Annotated in this window: 11 protein-coding genes; 10 read left to right on the forward strand and 1 reads right to left on the reverse strand. The window is 38.2% G+C overall.

What is annotated here, in order from left to right:
• On the forward strand, positions 1-643 hold a 643-nt coding region (locus ACQKN4_RS18425), incomplete at its 5' end, for a methyl-accepting chemotaxis protein (protein WP_427484470.1).
• Between the two features lie 54 nt (positions 644-697).
• Here ACQKN4_RS18425 and ACQKN4_RS18430 read toward each other — a convergent pair.
• Positions 698-2,092, reverse strand: coding sequence for an alanine/glycine:cation symporter family protein (locus ACQKN4_RS18430; RefSeq protein ID WP_079560142.1), 1,395 nt, complete (start codon positions 2,090-2,092; stop codon positions 698-700).
• Between the two features lie 704 nt (positions 2,093-2,796).
• Between ACQKN4_RS18430 and ACQKN4_RS18435 the strand changes: the two genes are divergently transcribed.
• The 9 genes from ACQKN4_RS18435 to ACQKN4_RS18475 all read left to right on the forward strand — a co-directional run bounded on the left by ACQKN4_RS18435 (position 2,797) and on the right by ACQKN4_RS18475 (position 12,689).
• On the forward strand, positions 2,797-3,495 hold the full coding sequence (locus ACQKN4_RS18435; protein WP_079560143.1) for an aspartate/glutamate racemase family protein: 699 nt from the start codon (positions 2,797-2,799) through the stop codon (positions 3,493-3,495).
• Between the two features lies 1 nt (position 3,496).
• Complete coding sequence (locus ACQKN4_RS18440; RefSeq protein WP_427484471.1) at positions 3,497-4,534, forward strand: P1 family peptidase; 1,038 nt, start codon at positions 3,497-3,499, stop codon at positions 4,532-4,534.
• Positions 4,535-4,538: 4 nt separating this feature from the next.
• Positions 4,539-5,480: a hypothetical protein gene (locus ACQKN4_RS18445; RefSeq protein ID WP_427484472.1), complete on the forward strand. Its 942-nt coding sequence runs from the start codon at positions 4,539-4,541 to the stop codon at positions 5,478-5,480.
• Between the two features lie 510 nt (positions 5,481-5,990).
• Positions 5,991-6,683 (forward strand): M15 family metallopeptidase, encoded by a 693-nt coding sequence (locus tag ACQKN4_RS18450; protein ID WP_427484473.1) that lies wholly within the window; start codon positions 5,991-5,993, stop codon positions 6,681-6,683.
• Positions 6,680-7,474, forward strand: coding sequence for a M55 family metallopeptidase (locus tag ACQKN4_RS18455; RefSeq protein ID WP_079560146.1), 795 nt, complete (start codon positions 6,680-6,682; stop codon positions 7,472-7,474). The genes ACQKN4_RS18450 and ACQKN4_RS18455 overlap by 4 nt, the downstream gene beginning before the upstream one ends.
• Before the next feature lie 23 nt (positions 7,475-7,497).
• A complete protein-coding gene (locus ACQKN4_RS18460) occupies positions 7,498-8,565 on the forward strand; it encodes a dipeptide epimerase (RefSeq protein ID WP_427484474.1) in 1,068 nt (355 codons plus the stop codon).
• A 179-nt stretch (positions 8,566-8,744) separates the two neighbouring features.
• Positions 8,745-10,568, forward strand: coding sequence for a peptide ABC transporter substrate-binding protein (locus ACQKN4_RS18465; protein WP_427484500.1), 1,824 nt, complete (start codon positions 8,745-8,747; stop codon positions 10,566-10,568).
• A gap of 76 nt (positions 10,569-10,644) precedes the next feature.
• Positions 10,645-11,715 (forward strand): ABC transporter permease, encoded by a 1,071-nt coding sequence (locus ACQKN4_RS18470; protein WP_427484475.1) that lies wholly within the window; start codon positions 10,645-10,647, stop codon positions 11,713-11,715.
• The gene (locus ACQKN4_RS18475) at positions 11,715-12,689 is read left to right on the forward strand and encodes an ABC transporter permease (protein ID WP_427484476.1); all 975 of its coding nucleotides are present in this window, start codon (positions 11,715-11,717) and stop codon (positions 12,687-12,689) included. The genes ACQKN4_RS18470 and ACQKN4_RS18475 overlap by 1 nt, the downstream gene beginning before the upstream one ends.
• Positions 12,690-12,704: the final 15 nt, after the last annotated feature.

A 12,704-nucleotide genomic window follows, 5' to 3' on the forward strand; every position in this document is an offset into this window, starting at 1 on the left:
TACAAAAGATCAAATGCAATCTATTCATGTATCGGTGACCGATTCCAACACGAAAATTCAATCGTTACATGAACGCTCTCAGCAAATTACGTCCATTTTAGATGTGATTACAAGCATTGCTGATCAAACGAACTTACTTGCTCTCAATGCAGCTATTGAGGCAGCAAGAGCAGGAGAGCACGGAAAAGGCTTTGCAGTTGTTGCTGATGAAGTTAGAAAGCTGGCGGAGCAATCGCAGGAATCTGCAAAGCAAATTTTCGGCCTAATCAATGGTATTCAATTAGAAACAGAACAATCCGTAAACATCATGGCAAAGGTTACGGAGGATGTTCAAAATGGACTACAAGTATCGGATGAAGCCATCACTAAATTCCAAATGATTAAAACGAGCATGGATAAAATTACTCCTAAAATGGAAGAGGTATCTTCTGCCTCTGAACAAATGTCAGCAGGTGTACAAGAAGTGACTGCTGTAACGGAAGATTTGGCATTCTCAGCAAAAGGAAATGCAGCTGCCTCAGAGGATGTTGCAGCGTCTACAGAGGAACAATTAGCTTCGATGGAAGAAATTAATGCTTCTGCACAAGCGCTTGCTCATATGGCAGACGAGCTAAAGCAGCTAATTAGTCAATTTAAATATTAATTTAAACATAACAAAAAACGCCATTCCGTTTGAGGAATGGCGTTTTTGTATAGATTATCGATCTTCTTCCCAGCAATCAGTATTTTTCAATGTTGGGATTGATTTTGCATAAAATACAGGATTTTTGCCTGCATTGCGTTGCATTGTAAAGTCGTCTAACACTTGGAAGGCAATTTTACCAAGTAACAAGATGATCGTAATATTGATGATAGCCATTAGTCCCATGAATAGGTCTGCTAAGTTCCAAACAAGCTCTACTTGCGCAAGAGAACCAAACATCACCATAGCAAGAACTAAAATACGGTAGACAAACATCCAACTTTTATGAGCATTCATAAACTCAATATTAGATTCACCGTAATAGTAATTTCCAACGATCGAACTAAAGGCAAAGAAAATAATAGAAATTGCAATAAAGTAAGGAGCCCATCCACCTACATGTACAGCTAAGGAATTTTGTGTAAGAATAATTCCATTACTTTCACCAGTATTATATAGACCCGCTAAAATAATGATAAATGCTGTTGCAGAACAAATCATAATTGTATCAAAAAATACACCTAAACTTTGCACTAACCCTTGCTTCGCAGGATGTGAGGTATTAGCTGTAGCTGCGGCATTAGGGACACTACCCATACCGGCTTCATTAGAAAATAAGCCACGGCGTACACCTTGCATAATAGCAGCACCAATCGCACCACCAGCAGCTTCCTGAAGACCAAACGCTTCTGTGAAAATCAGTTTGAAAACGGCAGGTATTTCAGTCAGATTCGTTACAATAACAAATAGAGCTACAGCTAAATAGAAAACTGCCATCACGGGTACAAGTACTTGCGTAACTTTTACGATTCTATGTACGCCACCAAAAATAATCATGGCCGTTAACACAACTAGAATAATACCAATGATAGTAGGATTAATATTAAATGCCTCACCTACAGAAGTTGCAATCGTATTCGATTGTACCGCATTAAATATAAAGCCAAAGCTTAACGTTAAAAGAATACCAAAAATAACCCCTAATTTACGTTGGCCTAACGCTTTTTCCATATAATAGGCTGGTCCACCACGGAACGTATCGCCATCCTTTACTTTGTACACCTGTGCAAGCGTACTTTCAATAAAGGCAGTCGCCATTCCTAAGATGGCAATAATCCACATCCAAAATACTGCTCCAGGTCCACCTACACCGATGGCTAATGCAACACCTGTAATATTCCCAGTACCTACACGTGAGGCTGCGCTAATCGTAAAGGCTTGGAACGGAGAAACACCTGAATCTCCCTCTCTTTTCTCCACTATTAAACGAAACATTTCAGGGAAAAGTCGAATTTGGACAAATTTTGTGCCAAATGAAAAATACAATCCAGCAGCTATTAACAATGTGATAATGCAATATGTCCATAAAATATTATTAGTATCACCTACAATATTCGATAACCATTCCATTTGCTTTCCTCCAATCTCAATACGCTTTAGTCTACACTGTTTTTTTGCAATATATCCACTTTTTGAAAATACAGAATTGTATTAATTTTTTTGTGCGACGCAATATTTTTACAATATTTGATATATATATCCCTAGATGTTGATTAGTATTACTTTTTTGTTTTCTGGGTTTCCATTTATTGTGTTATTGATTTTGAATGGTTTAATTGGCTTTTCATATTCTCTATTAACTTCTTTCAGTAGAGATCTCTACCTCTATAGGTGGTGAGAAGAATACGGATTTAATCTACTTTTCAATAGGTGTACAACATACGCTGAAATAGAGGAACTCAGTCTAAGAACGCCACGTCCTGTGGAAAGGCATAATTGATTTGAGTATAAAGATGCTAGTTACTTTTTTATTAGTATTAATATTGTTGTTACCTCTATTCCCATCCTATTAATTAGATAGTTACGCTCTTAAAAAGAAAAGCGGTAGAAATGGAGGAAGGAGAATACAAACAGCAAAATTTTTGAAAATTCCCTTATTTATTGTGGCTTTTTAGTATAATAATAAAATCATAGCCTTATTAACAAAAGTAGGGTATAGCATTTGTTGAAACCGAGTCGATTAGAGTGAAGACTGAGGCCGCAAAAAAGGCGCTAGTCGAGCGGAAATCAACATGATGTTTCGGGTAATCAGTCAAATTAAAGGGGGAATTTGTATGAAAACTATTGGCATGATTGGTGGTATGAGCTGGGAGTCTTCTGCTGAGTATTACCGTCTTATAAATCAAGAGGTAAAGACACAATTAGGAGGCTTACATTCAGCCAAATGTATTTTGTATAGTGTAGATTTTCAAGAAATTGAGCATTACCAAGCTAAGGGAGATTGGGAGAAGGCTGGGCAAGTGTTGGGAGAAGCAGCTCAATCTCTAGAGAGTGCAGGGGCAGATTTTATTATCATTTGTACAAATACAATGCACAAAGTTATAGATATCGTTGCCGCAAAAATCCAAATACCGATTTTACATATAGCGGATGCGACAGCAAATCAAATAGAAAAAGCTAGTTTACAGAAAGTTGCCCTTCTTGGGACAAAGTACACGATGGAACAAGATTTCTATAAAGCTAGAGTAGAGGGATTTGGTATTGAAGTGATTGTTCCACTTGCTGACGAGCGTACTGAGGTCAATCGTATCATCTATGAGGAATTATGTTTGGGCCAAATTGAACAAACATCGAAGGAATATTATTTACATGTAATTGAAAACCTTGTGCAGTCGGGAGCACAAGGAATTATATTAGGCTGTACAGAGATTGGATTACTTATTAAACAGGAAGATCTGGAAGTACCAGTTTTTGATACAGCAATTCTTCATGCAATGGCTGCTGTAAATATGGCGATTCATAAGGGGGAGTAAAATGAAAGTACGAGATAGGGGAATCGTTATTGGAACAATACCCACTGGTGAGAAAAATTGTATTACCGATGTAGCTGGCGTGCATGTAGGTCATGTAACGCTCGATGAGAAGTTGAATCAAGACGGCGCTTATGCCTGTACAGGAGTAACAGCGATTTTACCGCATAATGGCAATTTATTTCAGCAAAAGGTTACTGCTGCAAGCTATGTGATAAATGGTTTTGGGAAAACGACAGGGCTCGTTCAAGTGAATGAACTAGGGGTTATTGAATCACCAATTATGCTAACGAATACATTTGGCGTTCCAGCTGTAACACAAGGAACGTTACAATTTATGCTAGATTCGAATAGTGAAATAGGTCATTCAACAGGAACAATTAATATCGTAGTCGGGGAATGTAACGATAGCTATTTAAACTCTATCCGAGAATGTCCTATCACACCGGAGCATGCTGTGGAAGCAATCCGCAACGCATCAAATGAAACAGCAAAGGAAGGGGCAGTTGGTGCAGGAAAAGGAATGATGTGCTTTGGCTATAAAGGTGGGATTGGCTCATCTTCCCGAACTGTGACGCATGAGTCAACGAACTATACGGTAGGATGTATGGTCCTTAGTAATTTCGGGCAAAGCTCAGAGTTTCAAGCACATAGATATATTGCTTCGAACGGTCAAAGTGAATCGACATTATCTCCGACAGATGGTTCCATTATCATCGTACTTGCCACGGATGCGCCGCTTAGTAGTCGTCAACTGACACGTGTCATTAAACGCTGTAGTATCGGATTAGGGCGTACAGGCAGTCATTTTTCACATGGTAGCGGAGATATAGTTATTGGCTTTACAACAGCCCATCATATCGCTCATCTATCAGATCAGCTCGTCGAAACACGTACACAACTACGTGAGGATCATCCTATTATGAATCAATTATTTGCAGCTGCTACAGAAGCAACAGAGGAAGCCATTTTAAATTCACTATCACAGGCACAGACTACAATTGGTCGACATGGACATAAAGTTGAAGCTTATCAATTCTAGCTTTATGAATGATGGAATGCCGTTAGATGAACAAGTGGAACATATTAATTTCAGCCCTTTGCTACCAAATGAGAAACAACTGCAAAAAATCTATAATTTTTCATTGCGTCCGGAAACAAAAGACAATCGCAGTTCTATTTACTTCTACGCAAAACTTCAAAATGGACTTATTCGAGTAAAACAATTTTTTTATGATTGGGCTTTCCCTTTTATTTATGCTGATACAAATTTGGTAAAACAGGGTAATCCTTTTATCATTAATAATAGAGTAGGCTTTATTGGAATTGATTATAAAAATAACAAGGCTTTAAGCTATTCTGTAGGATTTACAACGATAGAGATATCCGTTTTTGAAGGTGATGCCACTGACGAAGAGTTACTAGAATTTCTTGCGAATTTAATGGAAATAAACCGTGATTTATCAAAAAAATTTTTTGCTACTGTAAGTTATACAGCTAGATATGATCGAGGGAAATGGGGGGAAGATGAAGTAACGAGAGTAGAATGGTTTACTTCAGAAAGAATGAATTCTTTCTCCGAGACATTATTAGATTATAAGTTAGATTCGATTGGAATTGGTAAAGAAATAAATGAAGTCCAATTACTTTATCGACAGAAGGAAAATCTTACAGATGGATGTTGGATTTCAATAGCGCCGCAATCTCTTGAACAAGACTTACCAAAAACTGTAGGGAGAAATATCGGAATTCGTCAAAAATGGAGATTTAGATTATTGAAGATATCATATGAAAATAGAAAAATTGAAGTATATTACGGAGTTCAAGAAACTAAATATCCAGCAAGATGGTTCTGGTTTAACTTTGATAATAAAACTATTCAATGTCATATTCGTTCTTCTGTATATGAAACTTCATCTTTAGTGCGCGAAATATTAATAAAAATACTATTTACTTGGCCATTAGACCGTTTAGTAATTTCGAAATAATTAGAAGAGTTTACCTCCGTTTTGATTAATATCAAAATGGAGGTTTTTTTATAACTAATTACTAAGGCTCATCACAACAGGTGGATGTCATTTCATAAAACGTATGCCATTTATATAAGCTAATTTCCGTTCCATTGCATGCCCCCAGGAAAGCGCCCAGTTAGAACGAAATCAACCTCACGTTATGGTTGAGAAATCCTTGAAGAGGCTTAAATTGGTCATTTTTTATTATATTTCGGTAATCTTCTACCCTATCCACGAATAAAATCCCTAAAAAGGTGATAAAACATCACCTTTCGACTGCTCGCATCAATGATTTGGCGCATCTTGTTAAAAAAGCAGAGAATAGCTATAACTCTGTAAGATTTCTTTTTTTATCTAGTCAATAAATTTAAGGTGTGATACATTCGATAAAACTGAATTATCTAAAAATTTTATCGAAACCTGAAATTGGAGGTGTGAACTATACATGACCCCATCCTTCAACCCATTGAGGTAAATAAAACTTCAATGAGGGAATCAACACCAGCAATTTGTGAAAATGGCGAGCCAATCATTCGAATTGGAGAAGAACATTCAAGAATTTTTATTGAGCCAATGTACTATCATCAAAAAATACCAAATAGTTTACAAGCTTTTTATTTACGTCAAGGTGTATATGACCGATTAATAGAAGCGTTATTATTATTACCTGAAAATTTTAGTCTGATCTTATATGATGGCTATCGTCCATTCCAAGTGCAGCAATTTTTGTTTGCGAATTTTTCAAAGCAAATAGCCCAGCTTTTTCCCCATTTTTCTGAGCAAAAGGTTGTAAAAGAAACGCGTAAGTATGTTGCGTTTCCAAGCATTGATCAAGCTCATCTTGTTCCGCATTTAACAGGTGGAGCGATTGATCTAACACTAGGAGATTTAGAGGGGAATGCGTTAAATTTAGGTTCAGCATTTGATGAAATCAGTGAAAAGTCTGCAACACGCTATTTTGAACAACATCCAAAGGAAGATTGGGAAGCATGTGTTCATCGACGTCTTCTGTATAACTGTATGACCATGGTTGGGTTTACGAATTATTCAGAGGAATGGTGGCATTACGATCTTAACAATGTTTCATGGGCAAGACGTGTTGGTGCAAAAGAAGCTAGCTATGGAGCTGTGGAAGCAATGATCCAAGACAATAAAGTAAAGGAGTTTCGATTTCTATGAAGGTCTATATTAGTGCAGATATTGAAGGGATTACTGGTACAACAGCTTGGAGTGAGACGGAGCTAAACGCGCCAGATTATCAGTTTTTCCAAAAGCAAATGACAAGGGAAGTGGAAGCCGCTATAGAGGGGGCTATTCGTGGTGGAGCAACTGAAATATTACTAAAGGATGCCCATGATTCGGCACGTAATCTTGATATTTCTAATTTACCAGTAAATTGCAAGATTATACGAGGTTGGACGTATGACCCGATGTGTATGGTTGCAGGACTTGAAAAGAGCTTTGATCGCGCGATTTTTATTGGGTACCACAGTAAAGGGGGAAGTGCGCGTAATCCTTTGGCACATACGCTTTGTGTTTTTGCGGATGTAAAAATTAATGGGGAGTATGCGAGTGAATTTTTAATTAATACGTACGCGGCTGCTTTACATGGTGTTCCTGTTTCATTTGTTAGTGGAGATGTGGGGTTAACAGAGGAAATTCAATCAATCAATAATCATATCCTCACATTTGCTACAAAAGAAGGGATCGGAAATGCGACTATTAGTGTCAGCCCGCAGCTGACGATTAAAGAAACGAAACGACTTGTTGAGGACTCAATGAAAGTTCCTCGGGAAGATTTGAAAGTACCATTACCGGAGCGCTTTGTAGTGGAAATCATTTATCGTGATCATACGCGTGCATATCGAAACTCGTTCTATCCGAATGCTACGTTTAAACCACATAATACAGTGGAATTCGTAACGGATAATTTTTATGAGGTGCTTCGAATATTACAATTCTTAACATAAGCAACGTAAAGGTAGGTGAATGGATGAAAATAAAAAATATTATCGTAGGGAAAGTTAAAGCACCGCTTATAACACCGTTTAAAACAGCTTTAAGAACAGTGCACAGCATTCACAATATTGCCGTCTATGTTCACACTGATGATGGGCAAATAGGCATCGGTGAAGCTGCACCAACTGCAGCCATTACTGGTGAAACACTAGGGTCCATTTCGCACGCTATAGAGGAGTATATCAAGCCAGCCATTATCGGGATGGATATTGAAGAATTGACAGCAATTATGGAGCGAATAGACAGCAGTATTTATCAAAACACCAGTGCGAAAGCTGCCGTAGATATGGCGATTTATGATTTATTGGCGAAACACTATCATACACCGCTGTATAAATTACTAGGGGGCTACCGGAAAGAATTAATTACAGATATTACGATAAGTGTAAATGATTCTGAAGAAATGGTGAAGGACAGTATAGCTGCTGTTCAGCGAGGTTTTCAAATTTTAAAAATCAAGGTGGGGAAAGATCCAGAAGGTGATGTAAAGCGGGTTATTGCTATTCGTGATGCAGTTGGACACGCCATAACATTACGAGTGGACGCGAATCAGGGCTGGACACCGAAGCAGGCTGTACAAATTATTGGCGCACTTGAAGATGCAGGGACGAATGTTGAATTGGTTGAGCAGCCTGTTCATTGCCACGATCTAGTAGGAATGCAATTCGTGACGGCTAATACATTGACGAACATTTTGGCGGATGAAAGTGTTTTCTCTGCAAAAGATGCCTATACAATTATTGAAAAGCGAGCTGCCGATTTGATTAATATTAAGCTCATGAAAACGGGAGGCATATATCAAGCACAGAAAATTTGCCACATTGCGGAGGCAAACGACATACCATGCATGATTGGCTGTATGCTAGAGACAAAAATTAGCGTAAGTGCTGCTGCACATTTTGCCGCATCACAGAAAAATATCACGATGATAGATTTAGATGGACCTAGTTTATGTGTGAAAGATCCTATTGCCGGGGGTCCAATATTTGAAAATGATCGAATTAGGATGACGGATGCGGTTGGGGTAGGATTTTCAATGTAGCTTCATCAGTGGAAGTGTTTCACCCTCCACTGATGAACAAAACGGGCTTTTACGGGTAGTTAACCTCCCCACTTATATATCTTGAAGTGGGAGTCTTGTACTTGACGATTTCGCTTACGGTACATATAAATCGCTACCCGTTTATGCGAGATAAAAAGATTGCTAGGGGGATGCTTATGATGAAAAGGTATTGGTTGCTTTTCGCGTGTCTAGTTGTAATGCTTTGTGCAGCCTGTAGTGACGATTCTTCAAGTGAAAAAAAATCAGAGTATCGGGTTGTTTATTCTGGGGAAATAAAGACGCTAAATTACTTAAAGACCTCTGAAACGAATGAGTTTGCTGTAGCAGCGAACTTAGTGGATGGATTAATTGAGTATGATAAGTATGGTGTTGTGCAACCGGGCTTAGCGAAAGAATGGTCATCAAATGACGATGCTACTGTTTGGACGTTCAAGCTTCGTGACGATGCAAAATGGGTTACACATGACGGTAAAGAGTATACGGATGTTGTTGCTCAAGATTTCGTAGATGGCTTGCATTATGTACTTGATGCAAAAAATGAATCATCGACAGCTTGGATTGCAACGGTCGTGAAAAATGGGGAGGCCTTCTATAACGGGGATATGACTGACTTTACGAAGGTAGGCATTAAGGCGATAGATAAGCAAACAGTGGAATATACTTTAGAAACGCCTACACCTTATTTCCTGTCTATGTTGAACTATGTCTGCTTCTTCCCAGTTAACGGTAAGTTTATAGAAGAAAAAGGTGATAGTTTTGGTACAACTCGTGAAAATTTCCTTTATAACGGATCGTTTATTTTAGATAAATTTGAACCGCAAAATGAGCGAGTACTTGTGAAAAATGATAAGTATTGGGATAAAGACAATGTACTGATTGATCGTATTCGCTATAAATACAATAAAGAAGCGGCTACAGTAGCACCAGAATTATTTTTACGAGGAGAAATCGATTCAGCGAGTATTCCAACTTCTATTATTGATGAGTGGTTTAAAGACGAAAAGAAAAAAACACAAATCCGTCAAACACAGAATAACTTCTATACGTACTTCTTTGCATTAAATTTTAATCCGCAGTTTGATGCAGAATACGAGCCTGAAAATTGGAAGAAAGCGGTCAATAATAAAGATTTCCGAAAATCATTGTTCCATGCGCTTGACCGCGAATCTGCGATGCTAACGTTAGAACCTTATAATCCAAAAGATTTACTGAGCAACACAATTACGCCTAAAAACTTTGTCAACGTAGAGGGAGCTGACTATACACAATTAGAACCATTAGCTAATCTAGCAAACAATGACTCCTTTAATAAAGAAAAGGCATTGGAATATAAAGAAAAAGCGAAAAAAGCGCTAGAAGGGAACGTAACTTTCCCTGTAAAAGTGTTAATGCCTTATAACTCTGGTAGTCCAGATTGGGCAAATCGTTCACAAGTCGTTGAACAGCAGATTGAAAAATTATTAGGTACTGATTATGTAGACGTTATTGTAGAGGCCGGACCATCGACAGGCTTTTTAGCAGAGGTTCGTAAACCTGGTAAATTTGCATTCCTTGAAGCTAACTGGGGTCCAGACTATGCTGATCCATCAACGTATACAGATCCATTCACTGCAGACGGCACTTATAATAAACCGGAGCTAGCTGAAGGTTATACAGAAGCAAACGGAAAAACAAAATATCAAAACTTAGTGGACGAAGCAAAAGCGACGATCGATACAGCAAAACGTTACGAGCTGTTTGCGAAAGCGGAAGCGTTCTTAATTGATGAGGCATTTGTCATTCCTTATTCAGTAGGAGGAAGTGGCTATGTTGCTTCTAAATTAAATCCATTCGAGGCTCAATATTCCCCATTTGGTGTGACTGCCGAGAAATTTAAAGGTCAGCGAGTTTTAGAAAAACCAATGAGTAACGAGGAGTTTAAAGAAGCTTTAGCGAAGTGGGAGCAAGAAAGAGCGGATGCGTTAGCTAATGCGGCGAAATAATTGAAAATTCAATTATTTAAAAACCTATCCCGATAATTGTTAGTTGAATCAATCGATCATTAGGGTAGGGTAGTTCATGTTGGAAAAACATGATGGCTCCATTCAAGATAAATATTCAAAAGTAGTGAGTATTGATGAAGGAGATACCGAAATAGAAAAGTCGGGATCTCCTTTAGTCTTTCTGAAAAAGGAGGATGAAGTGATGCTGGGGTATATAGGTAAACGTTTATTACAATCAGTTTTAACACTGTTTATTATTATTACGATTGTTTTTTCATTACTTCGTTTAATGCCTGAAGAAGGTTATTTAGGCGCAGCAGCGGATAAAATGTCACCTGCTCAACAAGAGATCTATTTAACGAATTTAGGTTTACGGGACCCATTACTTGTACAATTGGGGAATTTTTACACGAATTTGTTTCAAGGTGATTTAGGTAAATCGGTTACATATCGGACAGATGTACCAGTCGTCACGATTATTGCAGATAAGATCATGTATTCCTTGCTATTCGGTTTAGGTGCGGTTGCACTCTCTCTTTTAGTAGGGGTTCCGCTCGGAATATTGATGGCCCAGATGAAGGGACGCTGGCTGGACCGTTTGGGTACTGGCTATATTGTCATTGTTGTTGCAGTGCCAGCCGCCGTTTATTATTTAGTCATTCAAATGTATATTACAGAATTTTTACATTTGCCAATGCTTTTTGATGAGTATCAGCCCATTACTTGGATATTACCTCTTACTTCAATGGCACTAGCGCCGACTGCTTCCTATGCGATGTGGATGCGACGTTATATGGTGGATGAACTAAACAAGGATTATATTAAGCTAGCGAAGGCGAAAGGTGTTAAAGAACGTACATTAATGTTTAAACATGTACTACGAAATGCCTTTATTCCGATGGCACAATATTTACCCGCAACTATTCTTTTTACGATTACAGGCTCTATCTACATTGAATCTTTATATTCCATTCCTGGGATGGGGGGCTTACTCGTAGATGCTATACAGCGACAAGATAATACGGTTGTACAGGGCTTAGTGCTTGTTTTCTCTTCACTTGGCATTATCGGACTCATTTTAGGGGATATCGCTATGGCCCTTGTAGATCCGCGGATTAAATTAGGGAAAGGGGAGAGTGTACGTTAATGGGAATGTATTCAGAAGAAATAAACAATATTTCAAACAAATCACGTGAAACATTGTTCGAGTTTGCGGAAGTAGATGACCGTCAAGCTGAAGAAACAGCCTACTCTAATTACTCTTATTGGCGTTCAACTTGGAAATCCTTTTTGAAAAACCGCATCGCTGTTTTTTTATTAGTTGGCGTGCTTATTATCGTAACCTTTACGATTTTACAGCCGTATTTACCAGCGCAAAAATCACCGACTGAAATATATCTTGATGAGCAAACAGGTCTCCAAGCACGTAATATTGCGCCAGGCACTGAATTTTGGTTTGGAACAAACTCCATTGGCCAGGATTTATGGTCACGTATTTGGGCAGGGACAAGGACCTCGCTATTTATTGGCTGTGTCGTTGCTTTAGTAGAGGCTATCGTAGGTATTACGATTGGTACGCTTTGGGGTTTTTCGCGTAAATTAGAGCTACCTATTACGCAGCTTTACAACGTCGTTGATAATATACCGACGACTATCGTACTTATTTTAATGTCCTATATTTTGCGACCGAGTATTTCAACCATCATCATTGCTATGTGTATTACCGGCTGGGTAGAAATGGCGAGGTTTATACGCAATCAAATTGTTATTTTACGAGATCGTGAATATAACTTAGCGTCAAAATGTTTAGGAACACCTGATTACCGAATTATTGTGAAAAATCTATTACCCTATCTTATTTCTGTCATTATGCTACGAATGAGTTTAGCTATTCCATTTGCAATAGGCTCGGAAGTTTTTTTAACATACATCGGATTAGGGCTACCGATTAGTGAACCATCTTTAGGAAATTTAATCAATGAAGGCCGAGTGCTCATGATGTCTCCAGAATTAAGATATCAGCTCATTTTCCCAAGTATTGTATTAAGTATCATTACGATTGCATTTTATATTATAGGGAATTCATTTGCAGATGCAGCAGATCCGAAAAATCACGTATAAAGGGGGATGATGGAA

Source organism: Lysinibacillus sp. NPDC093692 (assembly GCF_050280125.1).
Taxonomy (GTDB): domain Bacteria; phylum Bacillota; class Bacilli; order Bacillales_A; family Planococcaceae; genus Lysinibacillus.